The organism is bacterium, from assembly GCA_020444325.1.
Lineage (GTDB): Bacteria > Bacteroidota > Ignavibacteria > SZUA-365 > SZUA-365 > BM516.
The window spans coordinates 306,445-329,744 of record JAHLLD010000001.1; the positions used below are offsets into that span (position 1 = coordinate 306,445).

Sequence of the window (23,300 nt, forward strand, 5' to 3'; positions counted from 1 at the left end):
ATTCTTCTTAAACTACGGAAAAACCATCGAATGGCGGAACACGAGGCATACAGAGCAGAGACAGATGGGCAGGCCGTGCTCGAGGCGCGGGACCTGGAAGTCGCCTATGGCGACAAAGTACTGTTCTCCAGGCTGCATTTGAAGCTTCAGGTTGGAGAACTCCTTCTGCTCACGGGTCCGTCCGGTGGAGGCAAAAGCTCACTGCTGCGCGTACTCGCCCGTCTGCAGTCCCCTGCCAGCGGCACGCTCCTTCTGCACGGCAAGGCTGCGACACAGCTCGCGGCCCCGGCCTACCGCCGACGGGTGGCGTATCTGCAGCAGCAGCCGGTCATGGCGGAGGCAACGGTGCGTGAAAATCTGACGCTTTCGTTCCGATATGGCGAAGGGGATGAGATAGGAGATGATGAACTGCACGCACAGATGGCAAGGCTCGGACTCGGTGACATCAACCTCATGCAGGACGCTGCGGAGCTGTCGGTCGGACAGCAGCAGCGCGTCGCCTTGTTGCGCCTGCTGCTGATGCGTCCCTCCGTACTGCTTCTCGACGAACCCACCGCGTCGCTCGACGCAGAGTCGGCTCACGCGCTGATCGCCCTCATCTGCCGGCTGCACGAGACGCAGCAGCTGAGCACCGTGTTCGTTTCGCATACCCTGCCTGACCTTCCTTCCGATCTGCGCAGCCATCACCTTTCGCTGCGCGATGGCAGACTGGAGGAAACAGCATGACCGGTGCCATGGATATCGGACTGCTGCGGCTCAGCCTGGTCCTTCTCTTCGTCCTTCTCGCGGGCATAGCTTCGATGAAACTCCGCCTCGGCGTGGAGCGCGACCTGCTCTGGGGCACGCTGCGCACCATCGCCCAGCTGGTGCTCATGGGTTTCGTGCTCACGTGGATTTTCCGGATCCGCGAGTGGTACCTCGTCCTCGCCGTCTACACGGCCATGATTTTCTTTGCCGCGCGCATCATACGCGGCCGGGTGAAGAGCGGCAATGTGCGCTTCTTCCTTCCCGTGTTTGTCAGCATGCTTCTCAGCTACATGCTCGTTTCCATTTTCGTCGTCGGTGGCGTGGTCGGTGCCGATCCGTGGTATCGTCCCGAATATTTTCTTCCACTCGGCGGCATGGTGATCGGCAATTCCATGAATGCCATTGCCATATCACTCGACAGACTGTTCACCGACCTGCGTCGCAGGAGGAGTGAAGTGGAATTGCGTCTGATCTGCGGTGCAACCGCACGGGAGGCATCGGCCGATATCATGCGTGAGGCCGTGCGCGCAGGTATGATACCGAGCATCAATGCGATGATGGGGGTGGGACTCGTGTTCATTCCCGGTATGATGACGGGACAGATACTCGCCGGCAGCGATCCGATGATTGCCGTCAAATACCAGATCATGGTCATGCTTATGCTGGTGGCGTCAACGTCCCTGGGAAGCTGGCTGGTCGTGGCTGTCGTTCGCTCCCGTTGTTTCAACCGGGAACATCAGCTCGTGCTGCAGAAGAAATCCGTCTCCTGATTTCTTTCTGTTTTGTTTTCCATTTCGTTTTTTTTGTTAGTTTTTACTGAACAATCCGCCTGAATTGTCACCGGCATAGCCATGCAGAAACCTCTGATTTACATCGTCGATGATGACCACTCCCTGCGTCGTCTGCTCGAATTCACCATGCAGTCATGGGGATACGACACCCGTTCGTTTTCTTCCGGGGAAGCGCTGATCAAGAATCTCGACGAGAACCCGAACGTCGTGCTTCTCGATCACATGATGCCCGGGTTGTCAGGACTCGAAGCGCTCAAGGCCGTCAAGGAAAAAACACCGGATCTGCCGGTCATCATGCTATCCGCCCAGGGTAAGATTGACGTGGCTGTGGAGATCATGCGTGCCGGGGCGGCGGACTACTTCACCAAGCCGGTGGATCTCAAGCGGCTACAGTTTGCCATCAACAATGCCATCAGTCTCCACGACCTGCGCGACCGCGTCAAGCAGCTGCAGGATACGCTCGAGACCTCCGTCCGTTTCGAAAACATCATTTCGAATTCCGGGGCGATGCAGAATGTACTCAAGCTGGTGGACAAGGCGCGCAACAGCGAGATCAATGTGCTGATCGAGGGTGAGAGTGGAACGGGAAAAGAGCTCATTGCCCGCGCCATCCACTTCAATGGCAACCGCAAAGACAGACCTTTTGTCGTCATAAACTGCGCGGCCATCCCACGCGAGCTACTGGAGAGCGAACTGTTCGGACATGAGCGCGGCGCCTTCACCGGAGCGGTGGAACGAAAGATCGGCAAGTTCGAAGCGGCGCACACGGGCACGATTTTCCTCGACGAAATCGGCGAACTCGACATGAGTCTGCAGGCCAAGCTGCTGCGCGTCATCCAGACCAAGCAGTTCGAGCGCGTCGGAGGCATCGAAACACTCTCGAGTGACGCCCGCGTGATCAGCGCTACGAACCGGGATCTGCTTTCCATGGCGGAACAGCGGGAGTTCCGCGAGGATTTATACTACCGCCTCTCGACTTTCCCCATCAAGCTGCCGCCGCTGCGTGAGCGTCCCTCGGAAATCCCCCTGCTGGCTGAGCATTTTCTGGGGGTGTTCGCCGAGCGCGAAAAACGTCCTGGCATGGAACTCCATGCAGATGCAATGTCTCTCCTCCAGCGCTACACCTGGCCCGGGAACGTGCGTGAGTTGCAAAGCATCATCGAGCGCTCCGTCCTTCTTGCCGAAGGAGAGGTTATTCGTCCCCAGGACCTTCCACAGGCACTCCGCTTCATCGGAGCGGAGGAAAAGGGCGCGATTTCCGCGCAGGTCTTTTCTTCACGTGATGACGTCCTCCCGCTCGAGAAGATCAAGGAAATGGCGGTGCGTCGTGCGCTGGAATTGTATGAGGGGAATATCACCGAAACCGCGAAGGCGCTGGAAATCGGCCGCACCACCCTGTACGACCTGATCAGGAAATTTGATATCACAATCTGAGCCTCGGGAAGGTTACTCTTCCGCATCCTCTGGAGCACCTTCCGCGGCGGGAATGAGTACCGTGGCTGCGGTGTATTTTCCCGATTCGCTGTCGATACGAAGGATGCCCCCGTGCAGGTCCACGATGGAATGCACGATGGCCAGTCCGAGTCCCACCCCGCGCTGCTCATGCTGCAGGCGATCGAACTGCTGGTAGGCGCCGATGGACTGCACCTGCTGCTGCGACATTCCCCGCCCCCTGTCCATCACCGTCAGCTCATAGTACCCGTCGATACGCTGCCCGGTAATTTCAATGCGTGAGCCGTCGAGACTGAATTTGCAGGCATTGTCGGTCAGCTCCTCGACGACCTTCTCGAAATTCTGCACGCCCATCTGAATTTCCGTCGCTTCGGCACGGATGATAATATCCTTCCCGCGCTGTGCCCTGCCCGCGACCTGGTTCACCATGTCCTTGAGTGCGTTGTCAGGGAAACCAAAATGTTCGCTGAGCAAATGCGCCTTTTTTTCATCGTCATAGCGGATGCTTTCCAGCTCGGCATAGCGCAGGTAATTGTGCACGAGACGCAGCAAACGTTCTCCCGCATCGTGAATACTGCCGAGCATTTCCTGCGCTTCTTCCTTCTGAATATCCTCGAGGTGTTCGCGCAGTAAATGGGAGAGCCCGAGAATGGAATTCAGGGGTGTGAGGAATTCATGGGGGAGGGAAAGACTGATGGAATCCCGCATCTGGTCCATCACACCACGCAGCGAACTCTCCACAGATTGCCGCTTGTCCAGCCGCACTTCCACAGCATTGAGCAGTTCCTCTTTCGTAAACGGCTTGGTCAAATAGTCGTCAGCACCGGACAGCATTCCCTTGCGCAGATCCGTTTTGTCCGACAGCGCGGAAAGAAAAATGAATGGGATGAGGGAAATCTGCGGATCCTTGCGCACGTATTCCAGCACGCCGAAACCACCGAGATTCGGCATCATGATGTCACAGAGTACCAGATCCGGCTGCTGATCACGGATGAGCTCAATCCCCAGCATGCCATTTTCCGCGGAAACCACCTGGTGTCCGGCCTCGGAAAGTCGCTCGATGATGGTCTCCCGCACGATCGCTTCATCTTCGATAACCGCAATCTTTGCCATGCATCCTCCATTACTCAGTGACGCAACAATGTATCAATCTCCCCCAAACAGTACAACATGAGCACACCCATCCCCACATTTCTCCTTGCACATTAATGAGCATATGCCTATAATTGAATCATGAACAAGCGCCGAGGAAGACCACATCGTTGCCGCCATATCGGACTGGAAGCAGAGTTCCGTCATTTTCGTCCCGCGGATGCAGAGACGGGAGAGGCGGAGCAGCTCGTCCTGTCACTCGATGAGCTTGAAGCCCTGCGGCTCGCGGATTATGAAGGGTTGTATCACTGCGATGCGGCCCGGCACATGCAGGTGAGCAGGCAGACGTTTGGCCGCATACTCGCATCCGCTCATCGCACGGTCGCGGCGGCGCTGCTCGGTGGCAAGGAAATCCTCGTACAAGGAGGCAGTGTCATGCAGACATCACAGAACATGGGCCACGACGGGAATTGCATTTGCGTTTCCTGCGGCCACAAAAAAGCACATGAGGCCGGGCACCCCTGCAGGGAAGAACGTTGTCCTTCCTGCGGCAAGGCAATGCTGCGCGAGGGGTCGGCCCATCACAAGGCATTTCTCGAAAAACAACAAGGAAAACAAAAATGAACATCGCCATCGCATCAGACGACGGCACGTATGTGTCTCAGCATTTCGGCAGGACACGAGGTTTCGTCATTTTCACGCAGGACGACAGCGGAGAAAAACAGCGCTACGTGCGCAACGATTTCACACAGCACGCCCGCGGCGAACATCAACACCATGAAGGCGCACATCAACACCATGAAGGCGCACATCAGCAGCACGACCATCATCAGCATGGGGGACATCAGCACAGCCATGAAGGCATACTCGCTGCGCTCGAGGGCTGCGATATCGTCGTTGCAGGTGGAATGGGGAGACGTCTCCGTGAGGATTTGCATCACGCAGGTATTGAAGCCATCGTGACGGATCAGCAGACGGTGGAGGGTGTGATAGAGGAAGCGCGCGGCGGCATGCTGGTGCATCAGGCCGACAGGCACTGCGCACATTAGATGTAAGCGCAGACACGGGCAATCGCAGCGAGCCTTGATGATTGCGATCACCTTTGTGAATTACAGCGAGCCGGCTGAACCCAGATACGTTTCGCGAAGTGCGGGGATCGTTTCGGTGAACACGCGGCGGGCCTGTTCCAGATGCGCAGGCACTTCAGCAAGCGTATCCTGATCCGCCGCCAGTTCGATGCGATACCAGGCATGGGCAAGTCCCTGTGCACCGAGATTCAGCGCTGAACCTTTGAGCGTATGCGCCGCGCGTCTGACGACCGCGGCGTCGCCTTTTTCCAGTGCCGCGGCGATTTCATCGAGCAGATCGCCACTCTGGGATTCGAGAATATCAATCAGTTCTTTCAGCAGTTCCTCGCCGTCAGATTGCACGAGCATCTGCAGTGACTCCACGGTGTTTTCATCGAGCAGCGGCACATCCTCGTATTCCTCCTCTGCCTGCGCTGCGGCAGCAACAGAATTTTCAGCTGCCTGGGGAGCGGCGGCGGCATCAGGTACATCGTGTTTCACGTCCTGCGCCGCATTCCCCGTGCCGGATTCGTGCAATTCCCTTCGCCGCTGCACTTCGTCCTGCCAGTGCTCGATTGTTTTCTGAATCATATCGATGCGGATGGGTTTGCTGATGTAATCCTGCATCCCTGCGTCGAGGCAGCGCTGCCTGTCCCCATCGAGCGCATTCGCCGTCACCGCCACGATCACCGGCTGACGCTCGGAACCAAAGTGCTCTACGATACGCCGGGTCGCTTCGAGGCCGTCCATTTCCGGCATCTGAACGTCCATAAACACCATGTCGTACCGCTGCCGCTGCAACGCGTCGAGCACTTCGATGCCATTGGCTGCAACGTCGACCCTATAGCCCATCTGCGTAAACAGACGCACGACGAGCTTCTGATTCACCACGTTGTCTTCAGCTATGAGCACGTGCAGCGGGATACGGTCGGCAAGTTTTGTATCGAGCCGACGTTGCTTCTCGGGTGCCTGCTCTTTGCTGGCGCTGCGCAGCATGGTGGTGGCAAGTACATTGCGCAGCTGGGATTCCTTGACGGGTTTGGTGAGAACGGACTGAAACACCTCGGCACCGGCGATACGTTCATCATGCTTGCTCAGTGAACTGAGCAGGATGAGAGGAAATGGCGCGTGTCCCGTCTGCTTGCGAATGGCATGCGCGAGTTGATGTCCGTCCATTTCCGGCATGAGCATGTCGATGATCGCCACATCGAAACGCATGCCGGATTCGAGAACGCGCAGCGCTTCGGCGCCCGATGGGAGACAGAGGCAGTCCATTCCCCAGCTGACACATTGCAGATTGAGAATGCGCCGGTTGGTCTGATTGTCGTCAACCACGAGGATGCGTTTTCCCTGGAGGGCGTTGCCGTCATGTGCTTCATCCTTCTCGCTTTCGACAGCGGAAAACCCGAGCTGAAGGGTGAAGAAAAAGGAACTGCCCTTTCCTTCTTCACTTTCCACCCAGACTTCGCCACCCATCATACTGACCAGTCGTGCGGTGATGGCGAGACCGAGTCCCGTACCACCGTACTTGCGCGTGGTTGAGGAATCGATCTGCGTGAACGAGCGGAAGAGGAGTTCGCGTTTGGCTTCAGGGATACCGATACCGGTGTCGCGCACCTCGAACTGCAGCATACAGTTGTCTTCCTCCCTCCCTTTCAGCGAAACCTCGACGAACACTTCGCCTTTGTCCGTGAATTTGATGGCGTTGCCAACGAGGTTGACCAGCACCTGCCGCAGACGCGTGACATCACCAATGACATGCGCGGGCACATCCTTGTTTATCAGGTACAGCATTTCGAGCTGTTTGTTTTCCGTATTGGGAAGCAGCAGATCAAACACTTCCTCGATGCACGGCCGCAGTTCAAAGGGATGGGTTTCGATATTCATGCGACCGGATTCGATTTTCGAGAAATCGAGAATGTCGTTGATGATGGTCAGCAGACTTTCACCACTGCTGCGAATTGTTTCGACATACTCGGTCTGATCTTCAGAAAGCGCGGTTTCCATCAGCAGTCCGGTCATGCCGATGACACCGTTCATTGGCGTACGGATCTCGTGACTCATTGAAGCCAGGAATTCGCTTTTCGCGTGATCGGCCGCTTCGGCCTGTTCTTTTGCGGTGAGCAATTCCGCGGCGGTGCGTTGACGTTCCTCCTCGACCTGTTCCTCGTCGAGAAAATGTCCGATACTGCGTGCGAGCAATTCTATGGCTTCGCTGTCGCTCGGACGAAAGGCATTCTGTCGCGGGTGCGGAGAGGAAAAACACAGGGTGCCGTACACCTCGCCGCGCACATGAATGGGTGTGCCGAGGTACGATTGCACCTGCAGTGTACCGCAGAGCATGACATCGGGATACTCGTCATCCTCCGTCGTGTCGTTTACGGCAATCGTCTGATGCTTGTCCGCAACCACCGAGCAGTAGGAACATGCGAGATCAAAATACTGACCGGGCTGCATCTCCTCAGACGGTGAACGAACGGCGTGAATTTCGTAGCCGCTGCCGGCGAGACGCGTGATCAATCCGTTTTCCATGCCGAGCATTTCGGAACCCGTGCGAAGATAGTCCTCGAACAGATCTTCGAAACGGCTGTACTGTGAAGTATTGAGGCGGTGAATCTGCTTGAGCTGTTCACTGAACAGCAGCAGCTGCTGCTCCGCCGTCTTGCGGTCTTCGATGTCGTGGGAAATGGCAATCATGCCTACTTCCTCTCCCTTATCCATCAGCATGGCTGTGGTCAGGTACACCCAGAATTCCGTCCCGTTGCTGGTGATGTTGATCAGGTCTCCCTTCCATCCACCGCTGCGCGTCTGACGGAACAGCTCCGTCCCGAGGTTGGATGGATTGTGCGGCGAAAGAAACACCTCTGCCTGCTGACCGATGAGCTCGTCTTCTTCATAACCGAAGCGACGCAGCACGGCGTTGTTGACGTAAGTGATGCGGCCCTTCTTGTCGGTGATGACAATGAATTCGTTGATGGACTCGATAACATGCGCGAGCCGGGCAATCTGCGCACTGATGCGTTTGCGCTCGGAAATGTCGCGCGTGGTGACGACGATGCCCTGTATCGACGGCACGTGCATGTAATTTTTCGCGATGGCCTCGAGGGAGAGCCAGCGACCGTTGACATGCATGTGACGGAATTCCACTTTCTCTTCGTGTTCCGGATGGGCGAGTACGCGCTTGGAGACATCCTTCACCATCTGTACGTCATCCGGATGGAGGAATTCGAAAATGGATTTCCCGATACGCTGCCGGTTGCTGTAACCGCTCATGCGCTCCGCGGCTATGGTTTCGTAGACAATCTCCCCGCTGCTGTTGAGCACGGTGATGACATCGCTGAGATTCTGTACCAGCGATCGGAAACGCTGTTCACTGGCCTCGAGTGCCAGACGCGCCTGTTCGTGGGCAACCATACCGCCCAGAGTCCCGGCCATCACGAGGAGAATGGATTCCTCATGCTCGGTCCATTGCCGCGGTGTACGGCAGTCATCGAAACCGATGAAGCCCCAGAATGTGTCGTGTGAGAAAATGGGGACACAGAGCAGCGCACGAATGTCCTGCGCCTCGAGAATGTCCCTCTCGCCCCTCGGAAAATCGCGCACAAGTCCGTTCACCGTTTTCCCTTTTGAAAGCAGCGAATTCCAGCGAGTGAACTCCGGCTCGTACGGGAGATTCTGCAGTTCGGGATTATCGATCTGCGTGCTCACCGTGCCACGCGTCCATTCGAAGCGCTGACTCATGCAGAGCCGGCCGCTTTCCGCGTCGATCGTGTTCTGGAAAATATAGACGCGGTCGACATTGCTCGCTTCCCCGAGTGTGAGGAGGGACTGCTGAATTCCCTCCTGCACGGTGGACGCTGTGACCAGCTGTCTGCTGGCGAGCGTAACACCGCGCAGCAGTCTGTCCCGCTGTTCGAGTGCTTCCATCGTGCGTGTACGTTCAGAAATGTCGCGAAGGAACAGCATGACCTTGTCGTCAATGACAGGGAGGTATGTCCCTTCAAACGTGATCTGCTGATCCCCCTGTTCGAACAGAAATTCCCGTGTCACGATCTCGAGTGTCGCCCGGGTACTTGCAATGTGTTCCTGCACATCACCGGCTGCGATTTCAAAAGGCAGATCGCTGAGCAGTTTTCCAGCGCACTCCACCCCGGCCAGCAACGTATGCAGCTTACTGCCCGAGATTTCAAGAATGCGTCCATCGCTCTCGAGACGGAAAAACAGGTCGGGAAAGGTCTTGATGATACTGCTGAGCTCGGCGTTTCCATGTGTCAGCTGGCGCGAGGTCGACTGTATCGTAGCGCGCAGCTCCTCGGCCTCCTGCTGATATGCCCCGTAGGTCTGCGCAATCAGCGTGAGAAAGGCCTGCCATTGCTCATCCGACGGCGGCGCGGCGCCGAAAACGGACTGCAGTTGGCTATCAAGTAACGAGGGTAATTCTTTCATACGACGACGGAGGCGATGCGTCCACGAGAGAAGGGTATGCTTTCTCAATATACGAAGCAGAACACCAATGTACAGGTCCCGCCTGCGATTCCGCTCCTTTCCCCGGGAATGGAATTTTGGTTTTGCTTCCCGTGTTGTTCATACTACAAGGGTTCAATCACATGTTTCATCAGACCACGAAACCTTATGTCACCTGGCAGTACGGGCCATTCTTTTTCCTTCAAGGACTGTACACTAACGGCAATCGCAACCGGCAAACGCGCACAGAATTTACGTGAACTGCGCGATCGTCTCAGTACAGTTGATGAAGGCTGCATATACTATCACTTCTGGGGTGGACGACTGCGTCCCCAGTTCGACGAACCGGAATTCAACAACGACTTCGCCGCATGGTGCAAGCACAGTCTGCGCGACGACGTTGCGGCAGAACGGCTCAGCGTCATCGACCCGATGAACTACGACTCACTCGAAGATCTTCGCGCGGAAGTTGTCGAAGTCATCGAACAGCGCATCTCCGAGCGCGAATTCATACCCTGGGCGCAGAATGATCAGCAGTTTTCCTTCATCCGTTCACAGATCGTCGTGTTCAACACGCCGACAGATATCACGGACGCAGCGGAACTGGCTTCCATCATCCCACGCGTTTCCTCCAGCAGCATTTTCTACCACTTTATCGACGCACGCCGTCGCACGGATGACGGCAGGGATGATTTCAGCACCTGGATTTCCGGTCTCGATGGTGACTACGAAGAGCTCCTTGCGCGTCTGGCCGAACTGGATCCGTATTTCGCCTCGCTCAGTGATCTGCGGGATCAGCTCTCGGACCTGTTCCAAAGCTACTTTTCGAATGAAACGAAAGGGGGAGCCTGATGCAGCAGATTGATGCTTATGCCCCCATCACGGGCAAAGACGTAATCGAACAGCTCCGCCAGCTGGCGGAGCCTCTCAAGGGAATGAAAGTCGTGCATGTAAATTCCACTCGCATGGGCGGCGGTGTCGCGGAAATCCTTCACAAGATGGTGCCGCTCATGAATGATCTCGGTCTCGAGACATCGTGGGAGGTCATCGAGGGAAACGAAGATTTCTACCAGTGCACCAAAAGTTTCCACAACGCGATGCAGGGCAACCAGGTGCACATTCCGGATGACCTGCTGAAAAACTATGAAAAGGTCAATGCCGAAAACGCGGAGAAGCTGCGTCCCGCGCTCGAGGATGCGGACGTCGTCATCATCCATGATCCACAGCCGGCGCCGCTCCTGAAGCATTTCCCCGACCGCAAGGGCATATGGATCTGGCGCTGCCATATCGATGCGAGTCATCCCTACAGGCCCGTGTGGAAATATCTGCGTCCCTTTCTCGAAGATTATGACGCGAGTATATGGTCGCTCTCCGATTTCGCGCAGCCGCTGCCGCATCCGCAGTACCTTATTCCACCCTCCATCGATCCGCTGAGCGACAAGAATATCGATCTGGCTGAAGAGGAGATCGCCGATGTGCGTTCGCGGTTCGGTATCGATCCCGAGCGGGCGCTGATCACGCAGGTCAGCCGCTACGATCGCTTCAAGGATCCGGTCGGTGTTATTGAAGCCTACAAACTGGCGAAGCGCTTTACGCCCGGACTGCAGCTGGTTCTCGCCGGCGGCAGTGCATCAGACGATCCGGAAGGCGAAGCGGTACTCAATGATGTATACGCTGCGGCGGATGATGATCCCGACGTAAAAATCCTCCTGCTGCCATCCGACGCCAATCGCACCATCAACGCGCTGCAGCGCGCGAGTGATATCGTCCTGCAGAAATCCACGCGTGAAGGATTCGGTCTCACTGTGACCGAGGCCATGTGGAAAGCGCGTCCCGTGATCGGCGGCAACACCGGCGGCATCCGCCTCCAGGTCATCAATCACCACACCGGTTTTCTCGTCTCCACGCCGGAAGGCGCTGCGCTGCGCACACGCTATCTGCTCAACAAACCGGAGCTTCGTCAGCACATGGGAGAGAAGGCGCAGTCCTTCGTCCGTGACCATTTTCTGCTTACTCGCCACCTCGGAGAGTATCTCACCATCATGGTCATTCTAGCGAAAGGACACGGCGACCGCGTGGAGCTGTGATGGCAAAGCAGCGGAACATCGACGGCGTATTACGCGCCCTGCAGCCGACCGTGGATCTCCGCGGCTTCGAGCATATGCTGCTGCGCAGCAGTCTTCGCATGCTCCTGCTCGATTACGACGGGACCCTGGCACCGTTCGTCACACAGCGTGACCAGGCCGTCCCGTATCCCGGTATCCGCGAGCTGCTTTCCAGGATCATCGCCGACCCGCGCAATCGTGTCGTGATTATCAGCGGACGTGCGGTCGCGGATCTCAAACCTCTGCTCGCCATCGATCCGCTGCCCGAGATCTGGGGCTCCCACGGCTGGGAACGGCTCATGCGTGACGGCAGCTATGAAGCACCTCCGTTTCCCGACGCAGTCATCGAGATGTTCGATGAAGAGTGGCAATGGCTGCTCGAACACTTCGACGCTGCCCAGCTCGAAAGAAAACCCGCATCCGTTGCTCTGCACTGGCGCGGACTCGAGCCTGCCCGTCAGAAAAAACTCGAGCGGGAAGCCCGCAGAAAATGGCGTCCCCTCGGCGAAAGTGAGCAGTTCGAAGTGCATGCCTTCGATGGCGGACTGGAATTGCGTGCCGCCGGGCGCAACAAGGGAGATGCCGTACGCACGCTCCTCGGGGAGGTTGGAGAGGATGTGCCCATCGCATACTTTGGGGATGACCAGACGGACGAGGACGCCTTCAAAGCGCTGAAAGGCCGCGGACTTCGCATCCTTGTACGACCTGAAGTCCGTGACACCGAAGCGGATATTCACTGCGTCCCGCCCGAAGGTCTCCACACCTTATTACAGCTCTGGAACAGCAGTCATGTTTGACCGCATACCTGACACCATACTGGGTAATACCCCGGTGGACTGGCTGATCGCCATCGGCATTGCCGTCGTCACCACTACTGTCCTCTTCCTCGCCAAGCGCATCGCAGGCAAGTATTTCATGCGTCTTGCGAAGCGTACGGTGACGGATCTCGATGACATGTTTGCGGGACTGTTCAGCAAAATCAGTCTCTTCGTGCTCATCGTGGTCGGTTTATACGCCGGATCACTCTGGCTGTCGCTCCCCGCCAAAGCACATGATATCATCCATCATGCACTGTTCGCTGCGAGCATCATCCAGGCCGCGTTCTGGGGAAACAGCATCATCTACTATCTGATCAACAAGACGACGCGTCTGCGGGAGTACGAGGATGCCTCGGCGAAAACCACACTGAGCGTGCTGGGCTTCCTCAGCAAACTCGTGCTGTGGTCGGTCGTATTGCTCATCATTCTCGACAATATCGGCTTCAATATTACCACGCTCATCGCCAGCCTCGGCATCGGTGGCATCGCCGTGGCACTTGCCGCGCAGAGCATACTTGCAGAACTGTTCGCTTCGCTCTCCATTGCAGTAGACAAACCGTTCGTGATTGGTGATTTCATCATCATTGACAGTTTCCTCGGTATCGTGGAAAAAATCGGTATGCGGACCACGCACATCCGCAGCCTCGGTGGCGAACTGATCGTGTTTTCAAACACCGATCTGCTGAGCAGCCGCATTCGCAACTACCAGCGCATGGAGGAACGCCGCATCCTGTTCGTGATCGGCGTGGTATACGGCACACCCGCCGATCAGGTCGAAGCCATTCCCTCCATGGTGAGGGAAATCATCGAACAGGACGAAATGACGCGCTTCGATCGCGGTCATTTCAAAGAGTACGGTGCATCGTCGCTGAACTTCGAATTCGTCTACTACGTCCTCTCTCGGGAATACAACGTGTTCATGGATACGCAGCAGCGCATCAACATGAGCATTTACCGCAAGTTCGAGGAAGAAGGTATCGAGTTCGCCTATCCGACGCAGACCATCCATCTCCGACAGGCCGCGGCGGACGACAGCGGGAAGACGAAGACCGTCCTGCAGAAGAAAAACGCTGAACAAACGAACACATCGCCTGAACAGACATCATCATGAACGAGAAAACAGAACAACACGACCAGGTCGAGCGGCTGATTATCGTATCAAACCGCCTGCCCGTGGTATTTCGCAGGGAGGAAGGTGTGCTCAACTGGCGTCCGGGATCCGGTGGACTCGTGACCGCGCTGGCCCCTGTTCTGCGGGATCGGGGTGGTGTCTGGATAGGCTGGTCAGGGCTGTCTTCCGAAGACCAGGAAGAGGTCAACGATGCACTCAGTGAATCCTCTGCCGCCACGGGATATGAGCTCGAGGCGGTTCCGCTCACAGCGGAAGAACTGGAGCTTTACTATCACGGTTTCGCCAATGAAGTGCTCTGGCCGCTGTTCCACGATCTGCAGTCGCACTGCAACTTCCGTCCCGAGTACTGGCACTCCTTTCAGAAGGTCAACAGCAAGTTCGCGCGGCATATTCACCGCGCAACGCGCAGAGGCGACTACATCTGGATTCACGACTATCACCTGATCAACGTCGGCGCCGAGCTGCGAGCGCTCGATGTCCATTCCCCTCTCGGATTTTTCCTGCACATCCCCTTTCCGCCTCCCGACATTTTCATGAAGATGCCGTGGCGTTTCAACATCCTGCACGCACTGCTCAGTTACGACCTTGTGGGCTTTCAGACCATGCGTGACAAACGCAATTTCGTGCAATGTGTTCGCCTGCTGCTCAAGGACGTCATCGTACGCAATGCAGGAGGTTTTCATATCTGCGCCATCGAGCATCGCGAGGTGCGTGTGGGCGTGTTTCCGATCAGCATCGACCACAGGGAATTCGAACGCCGGGCGCGCAGTCAGGAGGTCTCCGAGGCCGCCTGGTATATTCATGAGGATCTTCCCCATCAGCAGATCATCCTGGGCATCGACAGGCTCGACTACACCAAGGGCATCCCGTACAGGCTCGAGGCTTTTCGCAACGCCCTGCGGCGTTTCCCCGAACTCATCGAGAGCATGACGCTGGTCCAGGTCGTCGTTCCCAGCCGCACCGACATCCCGAAATACCATGACCTGAAAGTGGAAATCGAGCGACTCGTCAGTGAGATCAACGGGGAATTCACACGCTCGGGCTGGGTGCCCATTCACTATATCTTCCGGCACCTGACGCGCACGGAACTCCTCGCGTATTATCGAACGGCGGAGATCGCACTTATTACGCCGATCAAGGATGGCATGAATCTCGTTGCCAAGGAATTCTGCGCGTCCAACATCGAGGAGAACGGCGTACTCGTGCTCAGCGAATTCGCCGGTGCCGTGGCACAGCTTCACAAGCAGGCCATCCTGGTCAATCCCTACGACGTGGAAGGAATGGCGGAAGCACTGCGCGACGCGTTCAGCATGAATTACGAAGAACGCGGCAGACGCATGCGCCTGCTTCGGGCCACCGTGGCACGGTACGATATATACCGCTGGGTCGAATCCTTCCTCAATGCGGCGTTTTCCCGGCACCTGAACGACTATCCCGTTGTGGCCGAGTACATTCCACCGATGAATGACAACGATTACGGAACGTCCGTATAGGACCACGGCAGACGCGGTGTACTCTCTGATGCCGCTAATCTCTGATGGCGCATGAACGGGGAATCCGCTATTTTACAGCCTATGCGCAGCATTCATTTCACAAAGGCAGAAGGCGCCCAGAACGATTTCGTGATTGTCGATGATCGCGATGGCATGATCGACGAGGAACTCCGCCGCCGTTTCAGCATCTGGTCATCACACCGCCGCAAAGGCGTCGGCTCTGACGGCAGCATTTTCATTGACCGTTCCGCCACGCACGATTTCGTGATGGCGTTCTACAATCCCGATGGATCCGTCGGCAGCATGTGCGGAAACGGGGGACGCTGTGCAGCCCTGTTCGCTGAGCGAAATGGCATCGCCGGAAACGACATGCGCTTTGAAGTGCTCGGACGCAGTTATCATGCGGTCGTTGACGGCAGCAACATTCGCCTCGCATTTCCTCCGCCAGAAGAAATTTCCAGGGAAATCACGTTGCAATGGGAAGGGGAAGCGTGCTCACTCGACTTTATCGATACCGGAGCGCCACACGCGCTGCTCTTTGCTTCAGCACTGCCGTCGGTGCTGCGCCGGTTGCTGCAGGACGTCGACATGCAGCGTGTCGGAACGGCTCTACGGCATCATGAGCACTTCGCCCCCCGCGGCTGCAACGTGAACGTACTGGAAGCCGGTGAAGACGGTGTGTTTTCCATCCGCACGTTTGAAAAAGGTGTGGAGGCGGAAACGGAAGCATGCGGCACTGGTACACTGGCAGCCGGTATGGCTGCACATCTGCGGCTGGGCACCGCTCCACCGATCCGGCTTCGGACGCACGGCGGGGATGTGCTCACGGTGCATTTTTCACCGGGGGACTGGCCACAGGACGATCCGCGATACTTCGCTGAAGGACTCGTGCTCGAAGGACCCGCGCACCTCGTCTTCGATGGCTGCGTAACCCTGCCGGACATGTGAACATCTGCCTACCTGAGAACCACGTATCCCCAGGGCTCCATTTCCCACTCTCCTTTCACTTCATCAAGCAGCCTGCAGCCGTCGAGCATGACAGGGACGCCCGCGCAGTTGGCCGGCATCGGCAGGGCGACACGGGCAGCTTCGTCGGTAAGATTCACCGCTACGACCATGTCGCGTCCCCCGTACGAACGGACGTACGCCACCACCTGCTCATTTCCCACCAGTGCGAGCGGGCGATACTCACCCCGTCGCAGCACTTCGTGCTCGCGGCGCACACTGGTCAGCTCCGTGTAGAAGGGCCTCAGTCCATGCGCATCTTCCCAATCGATAACCTCCTTCTCGAAGAGACCGATCTGACGGTCGTTGCCCACTTCCTGTCCGTTGTAAATCAGCGGCACACCGGGGAGCAGAGACACCAGCACCGCGCAGCTGCGTGATTCTCGCACCCCGAGCCATGTCACCGCGGGATTGTCTTCCTTATGCTTGTCATGATTGACGATGAAACGCAGATGCAGAGCACCCACGGGATACTGGTAGAATTCGCGCTGCATGGTGACCGCGAATTGCGAAATGGGAAGCTCACCCTCGAGCATGGGATGCAATATGTCATACGTATTCCAGGCATACGAGATATCGAACGCATTGACATGCAACTGCGGGTTTGCTCCTTCCGCAAGCAGCATGACGGGTTTGACCTCGCGCAGCGCCTCGATGGCCTCACTCCAGAAATCATGCGGGATCATGTCGGAATAGTCACAGCGAAATCCGTCAACACCGACGTCGCGGACCCAGTACATCATCATTTCCATCATGTATTCACGCAGTGCCTGGTTATTGAAATCCAGCTGGGCGATATCGTACCAGTCCACATTGGGTGAAACGATTTCCCCTTTGCTGTTGCGTGCGTACCACGCGGGATGTTCGTTGATGAAGGGATGATCCCATGAGGTATGGTTGATGACCAGGTCGATGATAAGGTGCATCCCCAGTTCATGCGTGCGCGCGAGCAATGAGCGAAAATCCTCCATCGTCCCGTATTCAGGATTGATCGCGTAGTAATCCCTGATCGAATACGGGGAACCGAGCGTACCCTTGCGTTTCAGCTCTCCAATGGGATGAATGGGCATGAGCCAGATCACGGTTGCGCCGAGTTCCTTGATTTCCGGCAGGCGCTGCTCAACTGCGCGAAAACTTCCTTCCTCGGAAAACGCGCGGGGGAAAACCTCGTACAGCACCGCATCCCGGACCCAGTCGGCACTTTCCACCGGCTTCCTATGATGGAAGCGGCTTTCCAGCAATTCCCCTTCACGCCTGTATGAACGCAATGCGACGTTCCCCATAATGCCTCCGGGTCCGCCCAGGTCTTCGACGCGCACAGCAAGAAGGTTCTTTCGCGCTCGCATGGCATTGGTGATATCCACGGTGAATCGCCTGCCATACCCGATATGCGAACCCACACGCATGCCATTGAGCCAGATATCCGCGTTGTCATCGACCGCCTCGAATACCAGGGCATAGCGCAAAGTGCTGTCGGCATCAACGTCGAAATGGCGGAGATACCAGCCATAGCCGTCGTACTCTGCGAGATCACCGAGCTGATCCCAGAAGCCCGGCACGCGGAGCGTATCGTACGGTGCGTCCGCCGGGAAACCGTCGAACCAGCGGTTCGAGACACCCACGTCATCCGGATCGACGCGGAAATTCCAGACACCGTTCAACGACTGATAGTAAGGTTCCATATGATCGTCCTTCCCCGCTGTCCGGTTTTCCTGCAGCGCCGATGTGAGCAGCATAAGCAGGGGCAGTGCAGCGAGCCGCCATACCATTCTTGCATTCATCCGTGTTCTCGTTCAGTACAGCTTCATGAAAAATGCTGCAGGATGTCCTGAAGCGGTTTCTTCTCGATATCGGGCACCTCCGCGTCCTTCGCCGGATACCCCACCGGCAGCAGCACAAAGGGCTTCTCGTTCAGGGGTCGCTCGAAGATGCGATTGAGGAAGCGCATGGGATTGGGCGTGTGCGTCAGCGTGGCGAGTCCGGCATGGTGCAGGGCGGCAATGAGAAAGCCCAGCGCGATACCCACAGACTCGGTGACATAATAGTGCTTCTGCCGCCGCGTCGAGCCGTCCCCTTTTCCTGCGTCCACATCCTCGTAATTGATCTGGAAAACGACGATGAGATAGGGCACGGTTTCGAGGAATTCCTTGTGCCAGTCCGTCCCCAGCGGCGCGAGTACATCCTTCCATTCATCCGGGAAGCGATGGGCGTAGTTTTCCTTCTCCTCTTCCTCTGCGGCGATGCGGATGGCGCGTTTGATGTCGGGATTGGAAACCACAACGAAACGCCAGGGCTGCTGATTCGCGCCCGAAGGTGCGAGTCCCGCTGCACACACGCAGGACTCGATCAGCTCATACGGCACGGGTTCCGGTGAAAATGCGCGCACCGAGCGCCGGGACTTCATGCGTTCGAGAAAGCGCTGTGCCTCTTCGCGCTGCCGTTCCGGGGCCAGCCGCGTAAAGTCGAGGGGAATGAAGCTCTCGTCCATTGTATTCCTTTCCGTGAACTGGCGGTTTCAGTCTCCGAAGCAGATGCCGAGGTCGCGAGCGGTGAGCATCGTGTCCGAATCCAGCTGTACCACTTTCATTCTTTTCGTCGCCTTTTTCAGCGGGACATAGCGTACGGTCGGGGGATCGAGCGCAACCATCATCCCGTTCTGTCCCTCTTCGAGGGCACGTACGGCAGCGGCGCCGAAACGCAGCGAGAGCAGGCGGTCGAAGGTGGTCGGACTCCCGCCGCGCTGCAGGTGTCCGAGCACGACATGCCGGGCTTCCTGTCCGGTGATTTCCTGCAATTCCTCGGCGACACGGTCGCCGATCCCACCGAGCCTTTCGGCGCGGCCCACCTCGGTAGAGAGGACGCTTCGCTGACCATCCTTCGGCTTCGCTCCTTCGGCAACGACGACGATGGAAAATTTCTTCCCTTCACGCACGCGCTGCCGGGTTTTCTCCGCGACGATATCGATGTCGTAGGGGATTTCCGGCAGGAGGATCACATCCGCCGTGCCTGACACGCCCGCGTTCAGTGCAATCCAGCCGGCGTAGCGGCCCATAACCTCGACGACCATGATGCGGCGATGTGCTTCGGCGGTGGAATGCAGCCGGTCGAGGCATTCGGTGGCAAAGGACACGGCTGAATCGAAACCGAAGGTGACGACCGTTTCGCTCAGGTCGTTGTCTATCGTTTTCGGTACACCGATAATGCGCAGTCCTTTTTCGAACAACGCATTCGCGATGGACAGCGAACCGTCGCCCCCGATGGCGACCACGGCGTCGATCTTGTTCTTTTTGCAGGCGCGGACGATTTCTCCACTGCGGTCAATCGTCTTGTAGCTGCCGTCTTTCTGCTGGACAGGGTATTCGAGCGGATTCCCCTTGTTGGTGGTGCCGAGAATCGTCCCACCGAGATGCGTGATCCCACGCACGGCTTCGAGCGTGAGGGGAATAAGTCCTTCGTTCTCGTATTTCTCAGGCATGAGCAGTCCGTTATACCCGTCCCTTATCCCGACAACATCCCAACCGCGCTCGATGGCGGAAATAGTAACGGCACGGATCACCGCATTGAGTCCGGGTGCGTCCCCGCCCCCGGTATTGATGGCAATACGGCGAATACGTTTCTGACGGGATGCCCGTTTGGGGCCCGTCGATGTTACAGATGCTTTGCGTGGCATGATTGTCCCGTTCTGGTTGAATCGTACGTGGTGACTGCATATAATGTACACAGCAATCCAACGTGCAGGCAACACTATCGGGCACAAAGCGGCACCGCACAGTGTTTTAAATCACATCACCACCCCATATGTTTGGGTGGAGTTTCACTCACCACCGAGACCTGTATGAACGTCCCCATTTTTTTCGCCCTCATCGGCGGAATCATTCTCGTAGGATTCCTGGCGAATCTCCTCTTCAAGCTCACGAAGATACCGAGCGTCCTTCTGCTGATGGCCATCGGCGTGTTTCTCGGTCCCGTGACAGGATGGATCGCTTCTGACCAGCTCGTCAACATCGCGCCGTATTTCGGCACCATGGCACTGTTGATCATCCTTTTTGAAGGTGGCTTGGAGCTCGACATCATCACAGTGGTGCGGCAGGCGCCGAAGGCCACGGTACTGGCACTGGGGGTGTTCATCGTCAGTGTGGTCCTGGTGATGCTGTTCGGCATTTATGTGATGGAACTCAGCACGCTCAATAGTCTGCTGCTCGCTGCCGTTCTGGGTGCGACGAGTCCAGCCATCTGTATCCCCGTGGTGCAGGGACTCAGTGTTAGGGACGAAATCAAGACCATCGTAAAACTGGAATCCGCGCTCGGCGACGTGCTGCTCATCGTCTCCGTATTGCTGCTGGTGAATTTCGATCCCAACGGCAACCAGGGTATCGGAAACGTGTTGCTTAGCTTCGTCACCTCCTTCGGTGTCGCTTTCGTGGTTGCCACCATCGCCGGGGTGCTCTGGTCACGGCTTATCGCGTGGATGGGGAAAGAGCCGCTCGCCTATATGCTGACGCTCGGCTTCATGTTCCTCCTCTACTTCATGGTTGAGGAAATGCATGGCAGTGCCGCCATCGCCGTGCTCATGTTCGGTCTTGTGCTCGAAAACATGCAGGTGATGACCGATCGCATCGGTAAACGAATGCGGAATCTGTTCGGCATTGACATCAAGTCGGAGAAATTCATACTCAACCAGTTCATCAAGAACATCACCGAAGAGCTGTCCTTTCTCCTTCGTACCTTTTTCTTCGTCTATCTCGGCATGCTGCTGGATTTCAATGAGCTGACGTGGACGATAGGATTGTTCATCATTGGTATTACCGCGTTGCTGCTGATCAGCCGCTGGGGATTGATGCAGGGTTTTCGCCGCATCGGCAAGGATTTTACAGGAGGAGAGCTACAGGTTATCATGGCCATGCTGCCTCGTGGTCTCGCCACAGCGGTCATGGCGCTTCTGCCATTTCAGCAGGAACAGATGGTAGGTACAGAGCTCTTTCCTCTGTACGCATTCGGCGTCATCGTGCTCACCAACCTGTACATGACCGGCAGTGTAATCTTTGCCGAGCGCAGGCTGCGCAGTGAACGCAAAATGGCTGGACAACCGCTTGGCGTCGGTTATGCAGGCGAACTTGAACCTGCGATGGCGCCGATGCAGAGTGAAACCGAAGCGACCGCGGACGCCGCTGCGCGTCCCGTAGACATGCCGCGGGCAGGACAGCGAGACACGGCAGGGGGAAGCGCCCCTCATGGCAAACCATTCGAGGCGGCCGGAGTAGCACCACCCGGCGCGGACGAATTCACACCCTTCGCCCGTGAGGAACAGGAATCGCCTCAGCAAGCCCGGACAACCGATGAAGAACCCGCACCGCAGAGTTTCACCGACTGGATGGCGAAACTCTTCGGGATACGCCGCGGAGACCGTGAGCGCGGGTATCTCGAGGCCTACCGTGCTGCACATATCACCGAACCGCTTTTCTGGGTGCAGGTCATGCTTGCTGCAGCCATTACAACGCTCGGACTGATCCTCAACCAGAGCGCCATCATTATAGGCGGCTCTCTGATCATGCCTATCATGTTCGTCGTGCTCTCCGGCGGGCTCTCTCTCGCGTCGGGTGATATCTACCTGTTGCTGCGTATCACGTTTAAACTCCTGTTGACGGCGCTGTTGACCGCGCTACTGGCTGCCATTCTGTCTGACGTACTTCCCTTTGACGAAGTGACGTCTGAAATCGCGGCCCGTACTCGTCCCACCGTCATCGATTTCCTGATCGCCCTCTTCGGCGGCATGGCCGGCGCGGCAACGCTCTCGCAGAAAAACCGCTTCATCCAATTCCTTCCCGGCGCCATTATTTCCATCACACTGTTGCCGCCCCTGGCAGTGGTAGGCTTCGGATTCGCGAACGGTTATACACCGGAAATCGTCAACGGCGGCATGCTGCTGTTTACGGCGAACGTATTCGCGACCATTCTCGGCGCCATGCTGGTGTTCCTGCTGGTTGGCATGCCCAAGGCGGCGAATTTCGAGGCCGTGCGCAAATGGAAGGAGCAGGAACTCTCACATCCCGTCATCAGCCTGGTGTTTGAGAAACTGCGCCTCAGTCAGATCGTCGGGAAAACAGGCTCCGCCCGCGCGCGTATCATCGTCATCGGCGTCTTCCTCCTCGTGCTGCTCATTCCACTGCAGTCGGCATTGAATCAGCTGACGATGGAATTGCGCGTTCGCCGGGCCATTACCCAGGTCTCCAATCTTTTCGATGTGAAATACCGTTCGACCATTATCAACACCTCCTCACGCATCGAGGAAGATTTGGTCGAGGTGAAACTGCAGGTCGCAACGAACAGCTTTTTCACCTCCGCGGATATTCAGCGTTTCGAGGAACGGGTCAGTGACCGCACCGGCGTTCCGACGCGCCTCGACCTGGTGCAGACACTCAGTGACATCGGCGAAGGCAGCACCGTGCGACGCCTGCTCACACCCTCGGGTACGGCACAAGCCCCGATGGGACCACGCAGTTTTGCCGAAGCAATTGGCGATTTGCGTTTCCAGGCGCAAAGCATCCTTCGCAGCATGCCGCTCTCCGCACATATGGATATCGTAAGTCTCAATGCGGAACTGACGCTCGACACCCTGAGTCCCGCACTGAATTTCGTGTACCTGGCCGACCAGCGGCTCTCGGAAGATGCGTATGACATTCTCGCCACGATGATTGCAGGACGGGTATCCATACCCCGCAGCGGCATTCAGTTCAACTGGATTGATCGCACGCATCAACTGTCCCTCGGGAATGGGTCGTCCATCGACGCGGCCGGCAAGCTGCAGCTCGGCAATCTCGGGCGCCTGCTCGCGAAATACCCGCAGTTGGCCCTGACACTCCGCATACCGCGATCCGGTACGGGCTTCGACAGCACTGCCTTCGCGCAGCGTCTCGGTCAGGATGTTCCCGAGCTGAAAGACGCTGCCCGGATTCACCTGGTGGCCTCGCTTGCAGCCGCTGACAGCATCCATGCCGCATTGTCGGTCATTGGCAATCTCGACGGTTCCGCTTCGCATGCGGCGGACTCCCTGGCTCACAAAAATCACACGCGTTGAACTTGCGGAACGCGGTCCGATTCGATACATTTCACACTTCGAACACAACTTATTCACCC

17 protein-coding genes are annotated in these 23,300 nt (G+C 57.1%); 12 read left to right on the top strand and 5 right to left on the bottom strand.

What is annotated here, in order from left to right; translation table 11 throughout:
• Nucleotides 1–30: 30 nt before the first annotated feature.
• From KQI65_01285 to KQI65_01295, 3 genes are all read left to right on the top strand, one after another.
• Nucleotides 31–726 carry an ATP-binding cassette domain-containing protein gene (locus KQI65_01285; protein ID MCB2203353.1) on the top strand — a complete coding sequence of 232 codons (696 nt, stop codon included), beginning with the start codon at nucleotides 31–33 and terminating at the stop codon, nucleotides 724–726.
• A complete protein-coding gene (gene fetB / locus KQI65_01290) occupies nucleotides 723–1,517 on the top strand; it encodes an iron export ABC transporter permease subunit FetB (GenBank protein MCB2203354.1) in 795 nt (264 codons plus the stop codon). Before KQI65_01285 ends, fetB begins: the two co-directional genes overlap by 4 nt.
• Before the next feature lie 81 nt (nucleotides 1,518–1,598).
• Nucleotides 1,599–2,972, top strand: coding sequence for a sigma-54 dependent transcriptional regulator (locus KQI65_01295; protein MCB2203355.1), 1,374 nt, complete (start codon nucleotides 1,599–1,601; stop codon nucleotides 2,970–2,972).
• Between the two features lie 12 nt (nucleotides 2,973–2,984).
• Here KQI65_01295 and KQI65_01300 read toward each other — a convergent pair whose 3' ends face one another.
• Nucleotides 2,985–4,103, bottom strand: a complete 1,119-nt coding sequence (locus KQI65_01300; GenBank protein MCB2203356.1) for a hybrid sensor histidine kinase/response regulator — start codon at nucleotides 4,101–4,103, stop codon at nucleotides 2,985–2,987.
• 120 nt (nucleotides 4,104–4,223) lie between these two features.
• Between KQI65_01300 and KQI65_01305 the strand changes: the two genes are divergently transcribed.
• Together KQI65_01305 and KQI65_01310 are read left to right on the top strand one after the other, a co-directional pair.
• Nucleotides 4,224–4,706 (top strand): DUF134 domain-containing protein, encoded by a 483-nt coding sequence (locus KQI65_01305; GenBank protein ID MCB2203357.1) that lies wholly within the window; start codon nucleotides 4,224–4,226, stop codon nucleotides 4,704–4,706.
• Entirely contained in the window at nucleotides 4,703–5,131 is a 429-nt protein-coding gene (locus KQI65_01310) for an iron-molybdenum cofactor biosynthesis protein (protein ID MCB2203358.1), read from the top strand. The genes KQI65_01305 and KQI65_01310 overlap by 4 nt, the downstream gene beginning before the upstream one ends.
• 60 nt (nucleotides 5,132–5,191) lie before the next feature.
• On the opposite strand, the gene KQI65_01315 is transcribed toward KQI65_01310, so the two are convergent.
• A complete protein-coding gene (locus tag KQI65_01315; protein MCB2203359.1) occupies nucleotides 5,192–9,595 on the bottom strand; it encodes a response regulator in 4,404 nt (1,467 codons plus the stop codon).
• 186 nt (nucleotides 9,596–9,781) lie between these two features.
• Here KQI65_01315 and KQI65_01320 point away from each other — a divergent pair, with 186 nt between their 5' ends.
• The 6 genes from KQI65_01320 (at nucleotide 9,782) to dapF (ending at nucleotide 16,109) form a co-directional block, all read left to right on the top strand.
• Entirely contained in the window at nucleotides 9,782–10,465 is a 684-nt protein-coding gene (locus KQI65_01320) for a hypothetical protein (GenBank protein MCB2203360.1), read from the top strand.
• The gene (locus tag KQI65_01325) at nucleotides 10,462–11,700 is read left to right on the top strand and encodes a glycosyltransferase (protein ID MCB2203361.1); all 1,239 of its coding nucleotides are present in this window, start codon (nucleotides 10,462–10,464) and stop codon (nucleotides 11,698–11,700) included. Before KQI65_01320 ends, KQI65_01325 begins: the two co-directional genes overlap by 4 nt.
• Nucleotides 11,700–12,515, top strand: a complete 816-nt coding sequence (gene otsB, locus KQI65_01330) for a trehalose-phosphatase (GenBank protein ID MCB2203362.1) — start codon at nucleotides 11,700–11,702, stop codon at nucleotides 12,513–12,515. Before KQI65_01325 ends, otsB begins: the two co-directional genes overlap by 1 nt.
• A gap of 118 nt (nucleotides 12,516–12,633) precedes the next feature.
• Complete coding sequence (locus KQI65_01335) at nucleotides 12,634–13,647, top strand: mechanosensitive ion channel family protein (protein ID MCB2203363.1); 1,014 nt, start codon at nucleotides 12,634–12,636, stop codon at nucleotides 13,645–13,647.
• Complete coding sequence (locus tag KQI65_01340; GenBank protein ID MCB2203364.1) at nucleotides 13,644–15,161, top strand: trehalose-6-phosphate synthase; 1,518 nt, start codon at nucleotides 13,644–13,646, stop codon at nucleotides 15,159–15,161. The genes KQI65_01335 and KQI65_01340 overlap by 4 nt, the downstream gene beginning before the upstream one ends.
• A gap of 81 nt (nucleotides 15,162–15,242) precedes the next feature.
• Nucleotides 15,243–16,109: a diaminopimelate epimerase gene (gene dapF, locus KQI65_01345; GenBank protein MCB2203365.1), complete on the top strand. Its 867-nt coding sequence runs from the start codon at nucleotides 15,243–15,245 to the stop codon at nucleotides 16,107–16,109.
• 8 nt (nucleotides 16,110–16,117) lie between these two features.
• Here the strand turns inward: dapF and KQI65_01350 are convergent, their stop codons facing one another.
• From KQI65_01350 to KQI65_01360, 3 genes are read right to left on the bottom strand one after another with little or no spacing between them, the layout of a single operon-like run.
• Entirely contained in the window at nucleotides 16,118–17,947 is a 1,830-nt protein-coding gene (locus KQI65_01350; protein MCB2203366.1) for a DUF3459 domain-containing protein, read from the bottom strand.
• 23 nt (nucleotides 17,948–17,970) lie between these two features.
• A complete protein-coding gene (locus KQI65_01355) occupies nucleotides 17,971–18,654 on the bottom strand; it encodes a nitroreductase family protein (GenBank protein ID MCB2203367.1) in 684 nt (227 codons plus the stop codon).
• Between the two features lie 27 nt (nucleotides 18,655–18,681).
• Nucleotides 18,682–19,836 (bottom strand): ATP-dependent 6-phosphofructokinase, encoded by a 1,155-nt coding sequence (locus KQI65_01360; GenBank protein ID MCB2203368.1) that lies wholly within the window; start codon nucleotides 19,834–19,836, stop codon nucleotides 18,682–18,684.
• A 165-nt stretch (nucleotides 19,837–20,001) separates the two neighbouring features.
• Here KQI65_01360 and KQI65_01365 point away from each other — a divergent pair, with 165 nt between their 5' ends.
• On the top strand, nucleotides 20,002–23,241 hold the full coding sequence (locus KQI65_01365) for a cation:proton antiporter (GenBank protein MCB2203369.1): 3,240 nt from the start codon (nucleotides 20,002–20,004) through the stop codon (nucleotides 23,239–23,241).
• The last annotated feature ends 59 nt before the right edge of the window (nucleotides 23,242–23,300 follow it).